18 protein-coding genes and 1 tRNA gene are annotated in these 20,089 nt (G+C 64.3%); 3 read left to right on the forward strand and 16 right to left on the reverse strand.

What is annotated here, in order from left to right; all coding sequences use genetic code 11:
• Positions 1–404: 404 nt before the first annotated feature.
• A complete protein-coding gene (locus tag ACTJKF_RS16895; protein WP_440624647.1) occupies positions 405–2,615 on the forward strand; it encodes a hypothetical protein in 2,211 nt (736 codons plus the stop codon).
• Between the two features lie 80 nt (positions 2,616–2,695).
• On the opposite strand, the gene ACTJKF_RS16900 is transcribed toward ACTJKF_RS16895, so the two are convergent.
• The 14 genes from ACTJKF_RS16900 to ACTJKF_RS16965 all read right to left on the reverse strand — a co-directional run bounded on the left by ACTJKF_RS16900 (position 2,696) and on the right by ACTJKF_RS16965 (position 16,180).
• Complete coding sequence (locus ACTJKF_RS16900; RefSeq protein WP_440624648.1) at positions 2,696–3,109, reverse strand: MerR family transcriptional regulator; 414 nt, start codon at positions 3,107–3,109, stop codon at positions 2,696–2,698.
• Between the two features lie 63 nt (positions 3,110–3,172).
• Positions 3,173–3,559: an integration host factor subunit alpha gene (locus tag ACTJKF_RS16905; protein WP_040144036.1), complete on the reverse strand. Its 387-nt coding sequence runs from the start codon at positions 3,557–3,559 to the stop codon at positions 3,173–3,175.
• 71 nt (positions 3,560–3,630) lie between these two features.
• Positions 3,631–6,060, reverse strand: coding sequence for a phenylalanine--tRNA ligase subunit beta (gene pheT / locus ACTJKF_RS16910; RefSeq protein WP_440624649.1), 2,430 nt, complete (start codon positions 6,058–6,060; stop codon positions 3,631–3,633).
• 96 nt (positions 6,061–6,156) lie between these two features.
• On the reverse strand, positions 6,157–7,170 hold the full coding sequence (gene pheS / locus ACTJKF_RS16915; RefSeq protein ID WP_050012469.1) for a phenylalanine--tRNA ligase subunit alpha: 1,014 nt from the start codon (positions 7,168–7,170) through the stop codon (positions 6,157–6,159).
• 148 nt (positions 7,171–7,318) lie between these two features.
• Positions 7,319–7,678 carry a 50S ribosomal protein L20 gene (rplT, locus tag ACTJKF_RS16920; protein WP_004192938.1) on the reverse strand — a complete coding sequence of 120 codons (360 nt, stop codon included), beginning with the start codon at positions 7,676–7,678 and terminating at the stop codon, positions 7,319–7,321.
• A 30-nt stretch (positions 7,679–7,708) separates the two neighbouring features.
• Positions 7,709–7,906, reverse strand: coding sequence for a 50S ribosomal protein L35 (gene rpmI, locus ACTJKF_RS16925; protein ID WP_004191477.1), 198 nt, complete (start codon positions 7,904–7,906; stop codon positions 7,709–7,711).
• 190 nt (positions 7,907–8,096) lie between these two features.
• Positions 8,097–8,621, reverse strand: a complete 525-nt coding sequence (gene infC / locus ACTJKF_RS16930) for a translation initiation factor IF-3 (protein WP_080599380.1) — start codon at positions 8,619–8,621, stop codon at positions 8,097–8,099.
• 49 nt (positions 8,622–8,670) lie between these two features.
• The gene (gene thrS / locus ACTJKF_RS16935) at positions 8,671–10,578 is read right to left on the reverse strand and encodes a threonine--tRNA ligase (RefSeq protein WP_440624650.1); all 1,908 of its coding nucleotides are present in this window, start codon (positions 10,576–10,578) and stop codon (positions 8,671–8,673) included.
• A 272-nt stretch (positions 10,579–10,850) separates the two neighbouring features.
• Positions 10,851–10,927: transfer RNA gene (locus ACTJKF_RS16940), tRNA-Val, on the reverse strand.
• A 97-nt stretch (positions 10,928–11,024) separates the two neighbouring features.
• A complete protein-coding gene (locus tag ACTJKF_RS16945; protein WP_440624651.1) occupies positions 11,025–13,259 on the reverse strand; it encodes a RelA/SpoT family protein in 2,235 nt (744 codons plus the stop codon).
• A 39-nt stretch (positions 13,260–13,298) separates the two neighbouring features.
• Positions 13,299–13,652 carry a RidA family protein gene (locus ACTJKF_RS16950; protein WP_034184009.1) on the reverse strand — a complete coding sequence of 118 codons (354 nt, stop codon included), beginning with the start codon at positions 13,650–13,652 and terminating at the stop codon, positions 13,299–13,301.
• Positions 13,653–13,733: 81 nt separating this feature from the next.
• Entirely contained in the window at positions 13,734–14,630 is an 897-nt protein-coding gene (locus ACTJKF_RS16955) for an alpha/beta fold hydrolase (protein ID WP_440624652.1), read from the reverse strand.
• Between the two features lie 202 nt (positions 14,631–14,832).
• A complete protein-coding gene (locus ACTJKF_RS16960; protein ID WP_440624653.1) occupies positions 14,833–15,474 on the reverse strand; it encodes a CoA transferase subunit B in 642 nt (213 codons plus the stop codon).
• Between the two features lies 1 nt (position 15,475).
• Positions 15,476–16,180, reverse strand: coding sequence for a CoA transferase subunit A (locus ACTJKF_RS16965; protein WP_440624654.1), 705 nt, complete (start codon positions 16,178–16,180; stop codon positions 15,476–15,478).
• 223 nt (positions 16,181–16,403) lie between these two features.
• On the opposite strand from ACTJKF_RS16965, the gene ACTJKF_RS16970 reads away from it, so the two are divergent.
• Complete coding sequence (locus ACTJKF_RS16970; RefSeq protein WP_440624655.1) at positions 16,404–16,949, forward strand: LuxR C-terminal-related transcriptional regulator; 546 nt, start codon at positions 16,404–16,406, stop codon at positions 16,947–16,949.
• A 107-nt stretch (positions 16,950–17,056) separates the two neighbouring features.
• On the opposite strand, the gene ACTJKF_RS16975 is transcribed toward ACTJKF_RS16970, so the two are convergent.
• The gene (locus ACTJKF_RS16975; RefSeq protein WP_440624656.1) at positions 17,057–17,488 is read right to left on the reverse strand and encodes an acyl-CoA thioesterase; all 432 of its coding nucleotides are present in this window, start codon (positions 17,486–17,488) and stop codon (positions 17,057–17,059) included.
• A gap of 32 nt (positions 17,489–17,520) precedes the next feature.
• The gene (locus ACTJKF_RS16980; protein ID WP_440624657.1) at positions 17,521–18,297 is read right to left on the reverse strand and encodes an SDR family oxidoreductase; all 777 of its coding nucleotides are present in this window, start codon (positions 18,295–18,297) and stop codon (positions 17,521–17,523) included.
• A 176-nt stretch (positions 18,298–18,473) separates the two neighbouring features.
• Between ACTJKF_RS16980 and ACTJKF_RS16985 the strand changes: the two genes are divergently transcribed.
• On the forward strand, positions 18,474–20,089 hold a 1,616-nt coding region (locus tag ACTJKF_RS16985), incomplete at its 3' end, for a 4Fe-4S dicluster domain-containing protein (protein WP_440624658.1).

Consider the following 20,089-nt stretch of genomic DNA (forward strand, 5'->3'; position numbering starts at 1 on the left):
AGCGCATGCTGGTGTGACGGGCCGCGGGCGGCGATAGCGAGACAGCGTCGGCCGCCGCCGTGGCGGGCTGCACGCCAATGCTGAAACTGTCGTCATCCGGCCCGCAAACCCGCGTCCGCCAATGCCAACGCCAACGCCAATGCCAATGCCAACGCCGGCGCCGGGTTTGCCGATCCGGCCCAGGACGCGCCATCCACCCGACCGAAAAAACCAAACGACCGTTTGATCTCACGGCCCTGCAGCCGCGAATCCATTGTCGCGTCGCGCCCCGCGCCGCGCCGGCCCGGCCACCGCTGTTTGGTAACGCCGCTCTAGCGCGCTATGACACACTGCACGGCATCGACGCTGGCGCCGTGCATTGGCCGCGCGCCCTCGCCGATCACGACAAGACATGGAGACAGACGATGCGGAATGCGGTCCGGCGCGGCCATCGCACGCCTTTGGCAATGTTCGACTGGATGTCCGGCCCGCAACGCGCGGCCGCCCCGGTTTCCTACGGCATCTCCCGTGCACTCGGCTGCGGCGCGCTGGGGCTCGCGCTGCTCTGCACCGGCTGCGCGGAATCGGCCGCGCAGCGCGACGGCAATGCGTCGATCGCCTCGACGAAGATCGAGCGCACCAAAGCCGAACGCCTCGCCCACGAGCAACAGATCGCCCGTACCGTGCCGTCGCTCGCATCGATCAGTCTGACGCAGCCGCGCCCGTTCACGCTGCGCGACTCGGGCCAGAACGGCGCGATGACGTTTCTGCGCGACGTCGATTTCCGCATCGTCAACAACCTCGGCTTCTTCATCCATCAACTGTCCGCGACACTGGTGCCGACGCAAACCGGCGCGCCGATCGTGTTCGACGATCCGACGAGCTTCGAGATCGACGTGCACGAAGGCAGGGTCACACTCGACAACGCGAAGCTGACCGCGCTCTTCAACACCTACATCTTCGGCTACCGCAATGCGCCGCTGCGCAAGCTCGCGGTCTCGGCCGGCGACGGCGTGATCCATCTGCAAGGCGAGATGCAGCGCGACGGCTGGGTACCGTTCTCGCTGACCGGCTCGCTCGCGATCCGTGACGGCAGCCAGCTCGTGTTCCACCCGACCGGCGTGCGCGTGTCGGGAATCAATGCGGAGCCGGTGATGCGTGCGGCCAACGTGAAGATGGCCGATCTGCTGAAGGTCGAGACACCGATCGCACGGCTCGCCGGCGACGACCTCGTGATGTCGGTCGACAAGCTGATGCCGCCGCCGCGGCTGAAAATCCGGATCACCGCGCTGCGCGTGACGCCGGCCGGCCTCGACCTGACGCTCGACGACGGCTCGCATGCCGGCTTCGCGCTGCCGCCGAACGCACCGCAACAGGCGATGTACATTCGCGGCGGCGACGTGAAATTCATGCGCTCGATGCCGATGAACGCCGACATCCTGATCGGCCCCGTCGATCCGGCGAAACGCGACCAGCATTTCGTGTTCGACCTGTATCACTATCGTGATCAGGTGTCGGCCGGCTATTTCAATTTCGACGAAAGCGGCGCGATGGCGATCCGGATGCCGTCGTATGCCGGCCCGGCAAGCGGCGCCGCGCTCGGCAATGCGGCCGCTCGCCTGAACGACAGCTTCCTCGCCGCGCAGCAGAGCGCGTTGCGCGATTCGCGCCAGCACTGGGAAGCGTTTGCGCTCGCGGCCAGCGCACCGCAGCCCGGCATGCAGAAAGTCGCGATGCGGCGCGCGTCGGCCACGCCGTTCAACGAACGCCACGTGTCGAACCGCAATCCGACGATCCACCTGCACAACGTCGACTTCAACCTGTCCGGCGACATCGGCTTCCATGTCGAGGATCTCGACGTCCAGATGATCGCGAAACGGCCCGGCGAACCTGTCGACCTCGACGATCCGAACCAGTACGACATCCGCATTCTCGGCGGGACGGTCGTCGAATCGTGGAAGGCGATGTCGGCGCTCTTCAACGACTACCTGCTCGACTACGCGCCGCGCTCGCTGAACGACCTGCAATTGAGCGCGGATGGCGGGGATTTGCGGGTCCAGGGCGGCATCAAGCTCTGGAATCACGTGCCCGGCGTATGGCTGCCGACCGACATGAAGGGCTCGCTGTCGGTGCTCGACGACCGGCACCTCGCGTTCAAGCCGTCGCAAGTGTCGGTGCTGGGCATCCCGCAAGCGAAGCTGCTGCGCTCGCTCGGCATCGAACTCGCGTCGCTGACGCCGCTGCAGCGCCGCGGCGCGGAACTGCGCGGCGACACGCTCGTGCTCGATCAGTACACCGTATTTCCGCCGCCGGTGCTGAACGGCAAGCTCGGCCATGCGACGGTCGAACGCGACGGATTGCGGCTCACGTTCCGGCGCGCCGCCGACGCGCCCGCACCGAAGCGGCCGCAGATCGACGCGCCGAGCTACATGTGGATGGAAGGTGGCGACATGAAGATGTTCAACGTGCTGGAGCTGAACGTGCGCGCGTTGATCCGGAATTCGGCCGAGGCCGGCCCGATGCGTTTCGACCTGTACGGCTACCGCAGCCAGGTCGCGCAGGGGTCGGTGCGGATGCTGCCGGATGGCACGCTGGTCGTCGACATGGGCAAGCCGAATCCACTCGCATCGCGCTGACGTGCGCAGGGCGCAGGCGTGAAAAAGCCCGGTGGCGTTTCATTCGCCAACCGGGCTTGTTCCTGAATCGGGCATCGCGCTCAGTCGTGTTTCAATCCGTCGATCACGTCGAGGAGTGCCTGCCGCAACGCGATCACATCGACCGTTGCGCCCGGCTTGCCCGCTGCATGCGCTTCGGCGACCGGCACTTCCGGCTCGGCCGGCTCGGCGGCAGCGCGTTCGCTGCCTGGTGAATCGAGCCGGTTGCGCGCCCCATTGATCGTGAACCCCTGTTCGTACAGCAACTCGCGAATCCGCCGGATCAGCAGGACTTCGTGGTGCTGGTAATACCGGCGATTGCCGCGCCGCTTCACCGGCCGCAACTGCGTGAACTCCTGTTCCCAGTAACGCAGCACGTGCGGCTTGACCCCGCACAGTTCGCTGACTTCGCCGATCGTGAAGTAGCGCTTCGCGGGAATCGGAGGCAAGACGACTTTCTCAACCGTAGTGGTCATCGTCGGTTAACCGTCGGTAAAGGGTGCGCGGGGGCCGCGCGGAGACGTCGGCGCGCGCGGGCGTTACTCCGCGCCGTTTTCGACCAGCGCCTTCAGCTTCTGGCTCGCGTGGAAGGTTACCACCCGGCGAGCCGCGATCGGAATCGCCTCGCCCGTCTTCGGATTGCGGCCCGGACGCTGCGGCTTGTCGCGCAGCTGGAAGTTGCCGAATCCCGACAGCTTGACGCTTTCACCGTTTTCGAGCGCGTCGCGGATCACTTCGAAAAACGCCTCGACCATGTCCTTCGCTTCACGCTTGTTCAGCCCGACACTGTCGAACAGCAACTCCGCCAGCTCCGCTTTCGTCAGCGTCGGCGTCTCGGCGGACGCCGGCGCCGAAGCGTCGCGGTTCATGGCACTGCGTTGCGCCGTCAGGAGGGCTTCGAATTCACTCGAGGTCATGTCGTTCATATCTGCCATACAGCGCGTTAAACCAAAACTTGCGATGGGAAAAGCCACCCGCGAACGGGCGGCCCCTCTCCTTAGCCGCGCAGGCGGGCACCAGCACGAGCCATTCGCTCGACCAGCGTGTGGATCGCCTGATCGACGACCTCGTCCTGTAGCGTGCCAGCCGCGTCCTGCAACGTCACGCGGAAGGCAAGGCTCTTCTCGTGCGCGGCAAGACCACCGGAAGTATTTGATTTTGCACGAAATTCGTCGAAGAGTACAACCTTCTGAACGAATCGGCAGGCGTCTTCGGCCAGCGCCTTCTTCATTTCGTCGAAAAGTGCCTGAACCTCGACCGCCTGATCGACCACAACGGCGATATCGCGCCTTACCGGCGGGAATTTCGACACGTCGGTCGGCGCCGGCAGCGCACGTGCGATCAGCGCGTCCGCGTCGATTTCGAACATCACCGGCGCGTGCGGCAGCTCGTACTTCTGCATCAGGCGCGGATGCAGCTCGCCGATCCAGCCTGCCGCGCGGCCGTCGACTTCGATGCGCGCGCTGCGGCCCGGATGGAGGGCCGGATGCTCGGCCTTCACGAAGCGTGCGGCGGCCGGCGCGAGCAGTGCCTCGAGATCGCCCTTCACGTCGAAGAAATCGACCGCGCGGGTCGCCACGCCCCATTGCTCGTCGACTGCCGGGCCATAGGCGAGCGCGCCGACACGCTTCGGTTGCGTGTAGCCTTCGACGGTCAGCTCGCCGGCCTTCACCGACGGATCGGCGAGGAACACACGGCCGGCCTCGAACACGCGCACGCGATCCGCGCGACGGTTCAGGTTGTGGCGCAGCACGGAGATCAGGCTGCCGAACAGCGTCGTGCGCATCACCGACAGCTGGCTCGCGATCGGGTTCAGCAGGCGGATCGGGTTGTCGTTGCCGGCGAAGTCGTGCTCCCACTCCGCATCGACGAAGCTGAAGTTGACCGTTTCAGCATAGTCGCGCGCCGCAAGCGCATGACGGATGTCGTGGATCGAACGCTGCGTCTCGTTGGTCGCGCGCATCTCGCTCGTCGCGACCGGCGGACGCGCGGGGATCCTCTCGAACCCGTAAATGCGCGCCACTTCCTCGATCAGGTCTTCTTCGATCTCGATGTCGAAGCGGTGCGACGGCGGCGTGACCAGGAATGCGTCGTCCTCGCGCTCGAACGGCAGGCGCAGGCGCGTGAAGATGTTCGCGATCTCGTCGGCGTCGATCTTCACGCCGATGATGCGGTTCGCGCGCGACACGCGCATCTTCACCGGCGGGCGCTGCGGCAGGTTCACCGCCTGGTCGTCGACCGGGCCGGCCTTGCCGCCGCAAATCTCGAGAATCAGCTGCGTGATGCGCTCGACGTGCTCGACGGTCGTCGCATAATCGACGCCGCGCTCGAAGCGATGGGCTGCATCGGTCGAGAAGTTGTACTTGCGCGCACGGCCGCGGATGCTGTCCGGCCACCAGAACGCGGCTTCCAGGTAGATGTTGGTCGTGTCGAGCGTGACGGCCGTGCTGTCGCCGCCCATGATGCCCGCGAGGCTTTCGACCTGATGGTCGTCCGCGATCACGCCGACCGTTTCGTCGAGTTCGATCGTGTTGCCGTTCAGCAGCTTCAGCGACTCCCCGCGCTTGCCCCAACGCACTTCGATGCCGCCGTGGATCTTGTCCAGGTCGAACACGTGCGACGGACGGCCAAGCTCGAACATCACGTAGTTCGAGATGTCGACCAGCGCCGACACGCTGCGCTGGCCCGAACGCTCGAGGCGCTCGACCATCCATTGCGGCGTCTTCGCGTGCGCGTTCACGCCGCGGATCACGCGGCCCGAGAAGCGGCCGCACAGATCGGGCGCCGCGATACGCACAGGCAGCGTCTCGTCGAGCTCGACGCGCGCCGGACGAATATCGACCGGCGTCAGCGGCACGCCGGTAATGGCGGCCGTCTCGCGTGCGATGCCGAACACCGACAGGCAGTCGGCCTTGTTCGGCGTCAGCTTGATTTCAAAGATCGTGTCGTCGAGATTGAGCGTATCGCGGATGTCCTGGCCGACCGGCGTGTCTTCCGGCAGGATCAGCAGGCCGCTGTGATCTTCGGACAGCTTCAGCTCGCGCGCCGAGCACAGCATTCCCTGGCTCTCCACGCCGCGCAGCTTCGACAGCTTGATCGCGAACGGCGTGCCGCCCTCTTCTGCCGGCGGCAGCTCCGCGCCGACCAGCGCGACCGGCACCTTGATGCCGGGCGCCACGTTCGGTGCGCCGCACACGATATTCAGCGTCGCGCCGGTGCCGGCGTCGACCTGGCAGACATTGAGCTTGTCCGCATCCGGATGCTTGACGACTTCGAGCACGCGGCCGACGACGATCTTCGACGTCGGCGGCGCAGCCTTGCTCAGCGATTCGACTTCGAGCCCCGCCATCGTCAGCGCGTGCGACAGTTCGTCGGTCGTCAGCTGCGGGTCGACAAAGGTTCTCAACCAGGATTCAGGGAATTGCATGGATGTCTACGTTCGAAACAGGTTAGATCGACGCCCGGGCCCCGTCGGTTACGTCCGGCGGGGCGTGCGCGGGCACATGTCGGCGCGGCGCGTGCGTTATGCGAACTGGCGCAGGAAACGCAGGTCGTTCTCGAAGAACAGCCGGAGATCCTGCACGCCGTAGCGCAGCATCGTCAGGCGCTCGAGGCCGCTGCCGAACGCGAAGCCGATGTAGCGCTCGGGATCGAGGCCCATGTTGCGGATCACGGTCGGATGCACCTGCCCCGAGCCCGAGATCTCGAGCCATTTACCGGCGTTCTTGCCGTGCTCGAACATCATGTCGATCTCGGCCGACGGTTCCGTGAACGGGAAATACGACGGACGGAAGCGCACGAGGATGTCGTCGCGCTCGAAGAATTTCTTCAGGAAGTCGGTATAGACGCCCTTGAGGTCGGCAAAGCTGATGTTCTCGTCGATCCACAGCCCCTCGACCTGATTGAACATCGGCGAGTGAGTCGCATCGCTGTCGACGCGATACGTGCGGCCCGGCGCGATCACCTTGATCGGCGGACGGTTCATGCGCGCGTAACGCACCTGCATCGGGCTCGTGTGCGTGCGCAGCAGCAGCTGGCGGCCGTCGGCATCCTTGCCTTCGACGTAGAAGGTGTCCTGCATCGAACGCGCCGGATGGTTCTCCGGGCTGTTCAGCGACGTGAAGTTGTACCAGTCGGTCTCGATTTCGGGGCCGTCGGCCACGTCGAAACCGATCGAGCCGAAAATCTGTTCGACACGCTCCCACGTGCGCATCACGGGGTGCAGGCTGCCTGCACCGGCGCCGCGGCCCGGCAACGTCACGTCGATCGCTTCGGCAGTGAGGCGCTGATTCAGCAGCGCGTCGGCGAGCGCCTGGCGACGTGCGGTCAGCGCGGCTTCAACCTGCTGCTTCGCAACGTTGATGCGTGCGCCTTCGGTCTTGCGTGCTTCGGGATCGAGCTTGCCGAGGCCCTTGAGCAACTCGGTCAGCGCACCCGACTTGCCGAGAAATCGTGCTTTCTCGTTTTCGAGCGTGGTGATGTCGGCAGCCTGTTCGAAGGACTGCTGCGCGTCGGCGACAATCTGGTCCAGATCCATAGATCCCATCATTTCCAACGTCATTTGGTCTTGGCGAGCGAATCTGCCCGCCAAACAAAAAAGGGGCTCGGAAGAGCCCCGTTTTCGCTGCAGCGGCCGAGACTACCGGAACCTCGCTGCAACTCACCACGCAGTGCTAATTTCGCAATTAGGCTGCAACGGCGGCTTTCACCTGCTTGACGATCGCAGCAAAAGCAGCCTTGTCGAACACCGCCATGTCGGCCAGGACCTTACGGTCGAGTTCGATCGAAGCCTTCTTCAGGCCGTTGATGAACACGCTGTAGGTCATGTCGTGCTGGCGAACTGCCGCGTTGATACGCGTGATCCACAGTGCGCGGAACACACGCTTCTTGTTGCGGCGATCGCGGTACGCGTACTGACCAGCGCGCATCACCGCCTGCTTGGCGATGCGGTAGACGTTATTGCGACGGCCGCGATAACCCTTGGCCAGGTTGATGATCTTCTTGTGGCGGGCCCGTGCGGTTACCCCACGTTTGACTCGAGGCATGTTTCTCTCCTTAGAGTATCAGTTGAGGGGTTACGCGAACGGCAGCATCGCGCGGACGGAGTTCAGATCGGAATCATGAACTGCCGTTGCGCCGCGCAGGTGACGCTTGTTCTTCGTGGTTTTCTTGGTCAGGATGTGACGCTTGAAGGCTTGACCGCGCTTGACGGTACCGCCCGGACGCACCACGAAGCGCTTTGCAGCACTCTTCTTGGTCTTCATCTTAGGCATGACGAACAACTCCAGTTTATTAGATGGCGATGGGTGTGCGGTTGGCTTGCGCCCTTGACCCGCCCTTCGAAACCCAGTCCACTTGTGTACGGCGACCCGCTTGCGCAGCCGCCGTCATTGTTGGCACGCCGCCCTGACCGGGCCACGCACCGAACCACTGTCGAACCTGCGCGCATGGCGCGCGGGCCCGTTACTTCTTTTTCTTCGGCGAGAGCACCATGATCATCTGGCGCCCTTCCATCTTCGGCATCTGCTCGACCTGGCCGACTTCCTCGAGATCCGTGCGCAGACGCTCAAGCATCCGCATACCGATTTCCTGGTGAGCCATTTCGCGGCCGCGGAAACGCAACGTGATCTTCGTCTTGTCGCCCTCTTCGAGGAAGCGCACGAGATTGCGGAGCTTGACGTTGTAATCCCCGTCATCGGTACCCGGGCGGAACTTGACTTCCTTCACCTGGATGACCTTCTGCTTCAGCTTCGCTTCGTGCTGCTTCTTGGACTCCTGATACTTGAACTTGCCGTAGTCCATCAGACGGCAGACCGGCGGAACCGCTTGCGGCGCGATTTCCACCAGATCGACATCCAGCTCTTCCGATTTACGGAAAGCATCAGCGAGTTTTACGATACCGAGCGGTTCGTTCTCGAGCCCGACCAGACGCACTTCCGGCGCAGTGATTTCACCGTTGATGCGATGCGACGACTTATCAGTAGCGATGTTACGTTTCCTCTAAAAATTAAAAAAACGAGCCGCGCTGCCAGGGCGGTTACTTGAACGAGCGCAGGTCTTCCTGCAGACGCTCAACGAAGGCTTCGATCGGCATAACGCCAAGATCGACGCCGCCACGGGCACGCACGGCTACCGTTTGCGCATCACGCTCCTTATCACCCACGACGAGGAGATAAGGGACCTTTTCCAGCGTGTGCTCGCGTATTTTATAGCTAATCTTCTCGTTGCGCAAATCGGCCGCCACTCTAACCCCTTGTTTTTGCAACGTTTGGGTCAGAGATTGTGCATATTCGGCCTGACTTTCGGCGATATTGAGCACAATTGCCTGGTACGGCGCGAGCCAGGCCGGCATCGCACCGGCATGGTGCTCGATCAGAATGCCGAGGAATCGCTCCATCGAACCGACGATCGCACGGTGCAGCATGACCGGCCGGCGGCGGCTGTTGTCTTCCGCGACATACTCGGCACCAAGACGCTCCGGCAGCATCATGTCGAGCTGCAGCGTGCCGCACTGCCACGAGCGGCCGAGCGCGTCCTTGATGTGGTACTCGATCTTCGGACCATAGAACGCGCCTTCGCCCGGCAACTCTTCCCACGTCAGGCCGCAAGCCGTCAGCGCTTCGCGCAACCCCTGCTCGGCACGGTCCCACGTTTCGTCGGAACCCATGCGCTGCTCGGGACGCAACGACAGCTTGATGTCGATGTGGTCGAAGCCGAAATCGCCGTACACGCTCATCGCCAGCTTGTTGAACGCGATCGACTCGGCAATGATCTGGTCTTCCGTACAGAAGATGTGCGCATCGTCCTGCACGAAGCCGCGCACGCGCATCAGGCCATGCAGCGCGCCCGATGCCTCGTTGCGGTGGCACGAACCGAATTCCGCGTAGCGCAGCGGCAGGTCGCGGTACGAGCGCAGGCCGTGCTTGAACACCTGGACGTGCCCCGGACAGTTCATCGGCTTGATCGCGTAGTCGCGCTTCTCCGACTCCGTCGTGAACATGTTCTCGCGGTAGTTCTGCCAGTGGCCCGACGCTTCCCATAGCGAGCGGTCCATGATCATCGGCGTCTTGATCTCGAGGTAGCCGGCTTCGTTCACGCGGCGGCGCATGTACTGCTCGACCTGCTGCCACAGTGCCCAGCCCTTCGGATGCCAGAACACCATGCCCGGCGACTCTTCCTGCATGTGGAACAGGTCGAGCTGCTTGCCGAGCTTGCGGTGGTCACGCTTTTCCGCTTCCTCGAGCATGTGCAGGTATTGATCCTGGTCTTCCTTCTTCGTCCAGGCCGTGCCGTAGATGCGCTGCAGCTGCTCGTTCTTCGAGTCGCCGCGCCAGTACGCGCCCGCGACCTTCATCAGCTTGAAGACCTTCAGCTTGCCGGTCGACGGCACGTGCGGGCCGCGGCACAGATCGGTGAAGCCACCGTGCGAGTACAGCTTGATTTCGTCGCTTTGCGGAATCGATTCGATGATCTCGGCCTTGTACTTCTCGCCGATGCTGCGGAAATAGCCGGCCGCCTCGTCGCGCGACACGACGCGGCGCGTCACCGGCTCGTCCTTCTTCACGATCTCCTGCATCCGCGTTTCGATCTTTTCCAGATCTTCAGGCGTGAACGGGCGGTTATACGAGAAGTCGTAGTAGAAACCGTTGTCGATCACCGGGCCGATCGTCACCTGCGCATCCGGATACAGTTCCTTCACGGCATACGCGAGCAAGTGCGCGGTCGAGTGACGAATGATGTCGAGACCGTCGGCATCCTTGTCCGTGACGATCGCGAGTGCTGCATCGCGATCGATGACCGTGGACGTGTCGACGAGCTCGCCGTCGAGCTTGCCGCCAAGCGCAGCCTTTGCAAGGCCGGGACCGATCGAGGCTGCAACCTCGGCAACTGTCACCGGATGCTCGTATTGTCGAACTGAGCCGTCAGGCAAGCGTATCGAAACCATGGCAATCTCCGTGATGCCGACAGTGGGCGGCAAACCAAAGCACGCGATATCAAAGTCACGCGCGAAAATTTCGCGACAAAAAAAATGCGGCCCCGCTTTCGAGGGGCCGCATTCGATACTTCACTCAAACTGAAAGGGCGAAAACGTTCCTCGACTAGCGTCGCTCCGAAAAGGTTTCGGTCAACGTTCGCGGTGTCATAACCGTATTCGCCTTGTTTGCGTTGAGTTATTTACTGCATCGAACACCCGGAAACCGGGCACTCTCAATTCGTTGGTAGGCTCGATTGGACTCGAACCAACGACCCCCACCATGTCAAGGTGGTGCTCTAACCAGCTGAGCTACGAGCCTAGTGAAGCTAAGATTATATGGAGTGCCTGTTCACTTGGCAAGTGTTTTTATGCGGTCGCAGCAAAATGACGACGTTCAGGCCCCATTACGGCGGGCGTCACGCCTTCCGCCTCGCCCGCACAACGCCCGGCACTTCGCCGAGCAGCGTGCATGCGCGCTGCACCTGCGCCGAATTCGACACTTCGACCGTGAACTGCATGAATGCCGCATTGCGGCGGCTTTGCGTCTTCACGCCCACCACGTTCATCTTCTCGCGCGCGAACACTTCCGAGATATCGCGCAACAAGCCCTGCCGGTCGCTCGCCTCGATCATCAGGTCGACCGGATAAACCGACACGCCACGCCCACCCAGCACGTCGGCCGACCAGGTTGTCTGCAGCACGCGCTCCGGCGCGCGTTCGGCCATCCGCCGGAACGTCGGGCAATCGCTGCGGTGGATCGACATCCCCTTGCCGCGCGTCACGAAACCGCTGATCGGATCGGGCGGCGCCGGACGGCAGCAACGCGCAAGCTGGGTCAGCAGCGCATCGACACCGACCACGAGCACGCCGGTCGACGCGCCGTGCGCGACGCTCGCCCCGCTGCTGCGCTTCTCGAAATCGGCGGGCGCCTCGGGCGCATGGTCGGGCGGCGGCGCATCGGACAGCGCCTGCTCGACGTTACGCAGGCTGAACTCTTCCTTGCCCACCACCGAGAACAGCTCCTCGGGCGACTTGAAGCCGAGCTTCGCGGCGAGGTTGTCGAGGTTGACCGACGTCTTGCCCTCGCGCTGCAGCGTCTTTTCGACGAGTGCGCGACCGTGAGCAATATTCTCTTCCTGCTCGATCGAGTTGAACCACGCACGCACCTTCTGTCGCGCGCGCGGACTCTTCAGGTAGCCCAACTGCAGGTTGAGCCAGTCGCGCGACGGCCCGCCCTCCTTCACCGCGACGATCTCGACCGTCTGGCCGTTCGCGAGCGACGTGTTCAGCGGCACCATCACGCCGTCGACACGCGCGCCGCGGCAGCGATGGCCGAGCTCGCTGTGCAGGTGGTAGGCGAAATCGACCGGCGTCGCGCCCTGCGGCAACGCGATCACGCGCGCCTGCGGCGTCAGCACGTAAATATGGTCATCGTCGAGCGACGTCTCGCGCAATTGCGCCCACGCCCGGTCGCCCGACACCTCGGTGCCGTCCTCGACGTCGTCCTTCCACGCGAGCAACTGGCGCAGCCACGCGATCTTCTCGTCGTACTTGTCGCTCGCGGAAAACTGGCCGCCATAGCCGCGCGCACCGGCCTCCTTGTAGCGCCAGTGCGCGGCAACGCCGTACTCGGCGAAGCGGTGCATGTCCTGCGTGCGGATCTGCACTTCGAACGCGCGGCCGTCGTCGCCGATCACGACCGTATGCAGCGACTTGTAGCCGTTCGGCTTCGGCCGCGAGATGTAGTCGTCGAATTCCTTCGGCACCGGCTGCCACAGATGATGCACGATGCCGAGCACCGCGTAGCAATCCTTGATGTCCGGCACGATCACGCGGAACGCGCGCACGTCGTACAGCTCGGAGAAGTCGAGCTCCTTGCCGCGCATCTTGCGCCAGATACTGTAGATATGCTTCGGCCGCCCGCTCACGTCGGCCGGAATGTGCGCTTCCCTCAGCTCGTGCTGCAGCCGCTCGATTGCCTGCGCGACGTACGCTTCGCGCTCGATGCGCTTTTCGTCGAGCAATTTGGCGATACGCTTGTAGGTGACGGGATCCTCGAAGCGGAACGCAAGATCCTCGAGTTCCCACTTCAGTTGCCAGATGCCGAGACGGTTCGCGAGTGGCGCATAGATCTCGAGCGTCTCGCGCGCGACGTCGGGCGGCGGAGCGATCTTCGCCGCCGCGTAGTAGCGCAGCGACTGCAATCGCGACGCAAGCCGGATCAGCACGACGCGAATGTCCTGCGCGAACGCGAGCAGCATCTTGCGCAGCGCCTCGATCTGCGTGCGCCGCTCTTGCGCGGCGTCGCGCCCGGTGTCGGGCATCGCGTTCTGCGCGGCACGCAGGCTGACGGTGCCGAGCCGCAGCAGCTTGCGCACGTCGGCCACGAGCCGCGCGACCTCTTCGCCGAAACGTTCGGTCAGCTCCCGCTCGGGATCGTTCAGGTGCGGCGTCAGCACGAACAGCGCCGCCGCCTGCATCGCGTGCGGATCGACGTTGAGCGTGCGCATGATCGACGCCGTGCCCGCCGAGTGATCGGCGAGCAGTTCGCCCGACGCCAGGCGAGCGTCGCCGGCCCGCTCGCGCACGAACGCGAGCACGTCGTCGAACGACGGTGCCGCGACGGAGGAAGCGGAAACGGACTCGGTCATTGCACGGCCTGGCGTATTGCGGTCATCGTGATGCTGCGTTCAGCTCCGCTGCGCGGCGACGACGACGATCTCGACGAGCAGCGCCGGATCCGCGAGCTTCGCCTCGACGGTAGCGCGCGGCGGCGTGTTGCCCTGAGCGACCCACGCGTCCCACTCCGCGTTCATGCCTTCGAAGTTCGCGAGATCCGAGATGTAGATCTGCACCGACAGCAGATGCGCCTTGTCGCTGTTCGCTTCCGCGAGCAGGCGGTCGATGTGGCCGAGCACTTCACGCGTCTGGCCCCGGATGTCCTGCGCGGTGTCTTCGGCGATCTGGCCGGCCAGATACACGGTACCGTTGTGGATCGCGGTTTCGGAAAGACGGGCTCCGACGTGGTGACGAATGACTGCCATGGAATGTTCCGGTCGTTTGAGTGGGTGAAGAATCGGCGACGACGCGGCCTGCATGCCGCCGAACCGCATATTATGACGCGTTTATGCGTCGCCTTCGACGAAAAACCGGCGGGCGAGCGCAATCTGCTCGGCGCTGATGAACGCCGGCGCATGGCCCGCGCCCGCAATCTCGACCTGTGTCACGTGCCGGCCGCGACGCACCATTTCGTCCGCCGTGTCGCGCGACAACAGATCGGAACTTTCGCCGCGCACGACGAGCAGCGCCGCGTCGGTCGTCTCGATCGCACGCCACAGCGCCGCCTCGCCGAGCGCGGCCAGCTCGGGGGTCGTCGCCTTGAACGGTTCCGCGATGCGCGGATCGTAGCGCATCGTCCAGCCGCCGTCGGGTAGCTCGCGCAGCAACGGCCCGTTGATCTCGCGCCATTCGTCAGCGGTCAGCGCGCCGAACGGCAGCGACAGCGACGTCAGATAGTCGATACCTTCCTGCTCGGTCGCAAAGCGCGGCTGCACGCCGAGATATTCGCCGATACGCGTGAGCGAATCGGGCTCGATGCGCGGCCCGACGTCGTTGACGATCATCCGGCGCAGCGGCGAACCGGGCAGCCCCGCGAGCGCCATGCCGATCAGCCCGCCCATCGACGTGCCGAACCAGTCGACCGACTCGACGTCGAGCCGCGCGATCAGCGTGACCATGTCGGCCACATATTGCGGAATCGCGTAATGCCGCGGGTCGCCGAGCCAGTCGGAGCGGCCGCGCCCGACGACGTCGGGGCACACGACGCGATACGTATCGGACAGCGCGGCGGCGAGCCGGTCGAAGTCGCGACCTGAACGCGTCAGGCCGTGCACGCAGACCAGCACGCGCGAATTGGCGGGGTCGCCCCAGTCGGTATAGGCGACGTGGTGAAGGCCGGCGGCGCTCGCACACTGCACGCGTCGCTGACGGGGAACCGGAGGATTCGCTGAGGTCGTTGGCATCGGTGGCTTCCTGTCGAACGGAGGGCGGTGCGGCCGGCAACGCTTGTGCCGCCCGATGCCAACGATTGTAAACCGCTTCGGTCGCGCGGGTCGTCGCATCGGAGCCGCCGATGCATCGCCTGCCCGCGCCAAATGACAAACGCCCCGCGTGCCGTCGTCCGGCACACGGGGCGTCGCAACCGCGCGGGTGCGCGCGACGAACTTACGCGACCGCGCTCACATCGAGCGGTGCGCCCGTCTTCGCCTGGATCTCTTCCGTGCTCACGCCGTCGGCAAGTTCCAGCACCTTCAGGCCGGCCGGCGTCACTTCGATCACGCCGAGATCGGTGATGATCAGGTCGACCACGCCGACGCCCGTCAGCGGCAGGTTGCATTCGTCGAGGATCTTGTGCTGGTCGCCCTTCGCGACGTGCTCCATCAGCACGACGACGCGCTTCACGCCCGCGACGAGGTCCATCGCGCCGCCCATCCCCTTGATCATCTTGCCCGGGATCATCCAGTTCGCGAGGTCGCCCTTCTTGCTGACCTGCATCGCGCCGAGGATCGCGAGGTTGACGTGGCCGCCGCGGATCATCGCGAACGAATCGGCCGACGAGAAGATCGACGAGCCCGGCAGCGTCGTGACGGTCTGCTTGCCGGCGTTGATCAGGTCGGCGTCGACTTCGTCCTCGGTCGGCGACGGGCCGATGCCGAGCAGGCCGTTTTCCGACTGCAGCCACACCTCGACGCCTGCCGGCACGTGGTTCGCGACGAGCGTCGGCAGGCCGATGCCGAGGTTCACGTAGAAGCCGTCCTGCAGTTCCTTCGCCGCGCGCGCGGCCATCTGGTCACGATTCCAGGCCATGTCAGTCTCCTTTCGCGCGTACGACGCGTTGTTCGATGCGTTTTTCCGGCGTCGCGTTCAGCACGATGCGCTGCACGAAGATGCCCGGCGTGTGGACCTGGTCCGGATCGAGCGTGCCGTTCTCGACGATCTCCTCGACTTCCACGACGGTGATCTTGCCCGCCATCGCGCACATCGGGTTGAAGTTGCGCGCCGTGCGGCGATAGATCAGGTTGCCGGACTTGTCGGCCTTCCACGCCTTCACGAGTGCGACGTCGGCCGTCAGCGACGGCTCGAGCACGTAGTGACGATCGCCGAACTGGCGGGTTTCCTTGCCTTCGGCAATCACGGTGCCGTAGCCCGTGTTCGTGAAGAAAGCGGGGATGCCGGCGCCGCCCGCGCGCAGCTTCTCGGCGAGCGTGCCCTGCGGCGTGAATTCCAGCTCGAGTTCGCCGGCCAGGTACTGGCGCTCGAACTCCTTGTTCTCGCCGACGTACGACGAGATCATCTTCTTGATCTGGCGCGTTTCCAGCAGCAGGCCGAGACCGAAGCCGTCGACGCCCGCATTGTTGCTGATGCAGGTGATGCCCTTGACGGCGGAATCGCGCAACGCCGCGATCAGCGCCTCGGGAATCCCGCACAGGCCGAAGCCGCCCACCGCGAAGGTCTGTCCGTCATGGACGATCCCTTCCAGCGCGGCAGCCGCGCTTGGATAGACTTTGTTCATCTGTATGTCCCTTCCTCTATGGAAACCAGCAAAACCGGTTCACGCGGCCACTGAGCCGCAAGCCCGCCGCACCATTCTATGCATGCACGGCGATGCCTGCGTCGAGGCGCGCTGTTTTTATATCGCGACAAAACGCCACGAGATGCCTGAAAGGGTACGATGTGGCGCCGATGCGGCACAATACGCAAAAATACATAAGCATTTGCCTCCGCTTGCCCGCGCCATGCCCGACCTCGATTACCAGACTGCCTTTCACCTCGCGCCGCTCGGCCTCGTGATGTCGCGCGACCGCGTGATCGAGGACTGCAACGACGCGCTCGCGTCGATCTTCCGCTGCGCGCGGGCCGATCTGATCGGCAAGTCGTACGAGGTGCTCTATCCGTCGCCGGACGAATTCCAGCGGATCGGCGAGCGCATCTCGCGCGTGATGTTCGCGAACGGCACCTATGCCGATGACAGAATCATGAAGCGGGCCGACGGCGAGTTGTTCTGGTGCCACGTGACGGGCCGCGCGCTCGACCGCACCGCGCCGCTCGCGGCCGGTGTCTGGACCTTCGAGGACCTGAGCGCGACGCGCCGGGTCGCTGTCGAGTTGACGCCGCGCGAGCGCGAGATCGCCGCGCAGCTCGCGACCGGCAAGACCAGCAAGCAGATCGGACGCGTGCTCGACATCAGTTCGCGCACGGTCGACATCTACCGCGCGCGCCTGATGCGCAAGTACGGCACGAGCAATACGCCGGAACTCCTGCAACGCCTGCTCGGCCAGTAACCGGCGCCCCCCGGAATGACAATCGGCCGCATGAAGCGGCCGATGCGGAAAATCATCGGAAAACGGCGACCTGCCGGCACCCGGGCCCCGGCTTCGCGCCGTTGCGCTCAGTCGACCTGCGCCGCGAGCGCGCGCTCGATCGTATCGCGCAGCAATTGCGGCAGCGGCACCGACTTGCCGAGCGCATAGTCGACCCATACGCAGCGTGCGTTGCCGCGCGCATACACGTGCTGCGGATCGTCCGCGCGCGTCAGCTCGAAACCGGTGTCGAAGCTGCTGCGGCCCGGCTTCGCGGCCGACATCCTCGCGATCACGTCGCCCGGATAGTGCAGCTGCTTCAGAAACTCCATCGACGCCGTGACGATCACGGGCCCCTGCCCCTCGCCGTTGCCGCCCGCGATGCCGAGCGCCTCGAACCACGAGATCCGGGCCTGCTCCATGTAGCGGAAATAGACCGTGTTGTTCACGTGGCCGAATGCGTCCATGTCGCCCCAGCGGATCGGCATCGACATTTCAAATACGGGGGAATATTCGCTCATTGCAGTCTTCTTTGTTGCTGAATGTCATCCACTCAGGCGAGGCCGAAGCCGTCGTCGGCGGAGATAATCGAGCCATTGATGAACTGCGACTCGTCGGCCGCGAGCAGCAACAACAGCCCGTCGAGATCCTGCGGCTTGCCGACGCGCCGGCGCGGCAGCATCGACTGCAGCTTCTGGCCCTGCTCGGTTTCCCACAGGTAATGATTGATTTCGGTATCGATATAGCCCGGACAGATCGCGTTGACGTTGATGCCGTGGCGGCCCCACTCGAGCGCCATCGCGCGCGTCATCTGCACGACCGCCGACTTGCTCATCGCATACAGCCCGATCTGCGGAAACACGCGCAGACCGGCCACCGACGCGATGTTGATGATCCGGTACGGCGGCTTGCCGTTGCCGTTCGTGCGCATCATCATCCGTTTCGCGACTTCCTGCGCGACGAAAAAAGCGCCGCGCGTGTTGGTGTCGAACACGAACTCGAAATCGGCCGGCGTCACGTCGACGAGCTTCTGCATCGTCGAGACGCCCGAATTGTTCACGAGGATGTCGATCGTGCCGGCTTCGGTCTCCGCGTGCGCAATGGCCGCCTTGATGCTCTGCACGTCGGTGACGTCGAGCGACACGACGTGCGCCGCCCCGCCCGCCGCCTCGATCTCCGCGCGCAGTTCCTTCAGGCGCTCGACACGGCGGCTCGCGAGCACGACCTTCGCGCCAGCCTGCGACAGTACCTGTGCAAAGCGTTGCCCGAGGCCGCTCGACGCGCCCGTGACCAGCGCGACCTTGCCTTCCAGATTGATCGATCGACCCATTGCACCTCCCCCTTTCGATGTTTCGCCGCAGCGGGCGCCCTGTCCCGTGCAGCATAACCCTAGCACGAAAAATAGAACGATCGTGCTAATCTATTCGCATGCTGTTGCGGCAAGCGTTTCGTTTCGCAGACAATACGCTCCCGAATAAAAGCATTCTAACGGTTAGAGGAACGCCAATGACCCCCGCAAGCCTCATCGAGCAATACGGCCCGCGCGAATCGATGGAATACGACGTCGTGATCGTCGGCGGCGGCCCCGCCGGGCTGTCGGCCGCGATCCGGCTCAAGCAGCTGGCTGCCGAGAAAGGCACCGAGATCGGCGTGTGCGTGCTCGAGAAGGGTTCCGAGATCGGCGCGCACATCCTGTCGGGCGCGGTGATGGATCCGCGCGCGATCAACGAACTGTTCCCCGACTGGAAGGAACGCGGCGCACCGCTCGACGTCGAGGTGACCGAAGACCGCTTCCTGTTCCTGTCCGAGAAGAGCGCGGTCACGACGCCCAACTGGGCGCTGCCCGCCAACTTCCAGAATCACGGCAACTACGTGATTTCGTTGGGCAATGTCACGCGCTGGCTTGGCCAGCAGGCTGAGGCGCTCGGTGTGGAAATATTCCCGGGCTTCCCGGCCGCGGAGATTCTCTACAACGACGACGGCTCGGTCAAAGGCGTCGCCACCGGCAACATGGGCGTGGGCAAGGACGGCGAGCCGACCGAGAACTTCCAGCTCGGCATGGAGCTGCACGCGAAGTACACGCTGTTCGCCGAAGGCTGCCGCGGCCACCTGGGCCGCCAGTTGATCTCGAAGTTCAAGCTCGACGCGAACGCGGATCCGCAGGCGTACGGGATCGGCATCAAGGAACTGTGGGAAATCGATCCGGCCAAGCACAAGCCGGGCCTCGTGATCCACACGGCCGGCTGGCCGCTGAAGTCCGATACGTACGGCGGCTCGTTCCTGTATCACATGGACAACAATCAGGTGGTGGTCGGCTTCGTGGTGGGCCTGGGCTATACGAACCCGTACCTGTCGCCGTTCGAGGAATTCCAGCGCTACAAGACGCACCCGTCGATCCGCGCGTTCCTGGAAGGTGGCAAGCGCGTGTCGTACGGCGCGCGCGCGATCACCGCGGGCGGCCTGCTGTCGCTGCCGAAGACGGTGTTCCCGGGCGGCGCGCTGATCGGCGACGATGCGGGCTTCCTGAACGCATCGCGGATCAAGGGCAGCCACGCGGCGATCAAGACCGGCATGCTGGCGGCCGACGCCGCGTTCGACGCGGTGCAGGCCGGCCGTCAGAGCGATGAACTCAATGCCTACCCGGACGCGTTCAAGCAATCGTGGCTGTACACGGAGCTGTACCGCGCACGTAACTTCAAGCAGTGGATGGCCAAGGGTCTGTACCTGGGCACGCTGATGGTCGGGCTCGAGCAGAAGGTGATGGGCGGCAATGTGCCGTGGACGCTGCACCACAAGCATGCGGACCACGAGACGCTGAAGCCGGCGTCGCAATGCACGCCGATCGAGTATCCGAAGCCGGACGGCAAGCTGACGTTCGACCGGCTGTCGTCGGTGTTCATCTCGAACACGAACCATGAGGAGAACCAGCCGGCGCACCTGACGCTGAAGGATGCGAACGTGCCGGTGAACGTGAACCTGCGGACCTACGCGGGCCCCGAGGGGCGCTTCTGCCCGGCGGCGGTGTATGAGTTCGTGAAGAACGACGACGGCAGCGATCGCCTCGTGATCAACGCGCAGAACTGCGTGCACTGCAAGACCTGCGACATCAAGGACCCGACGCA

This window comes from Burkholderia sp. 22313, assembly GCF_052045245.1.
GTDB lineage: Bacteria > Pseudomonadota > Gammaproteobacteria > Burkholderiales > Burkholderiaceae > Burkholderia.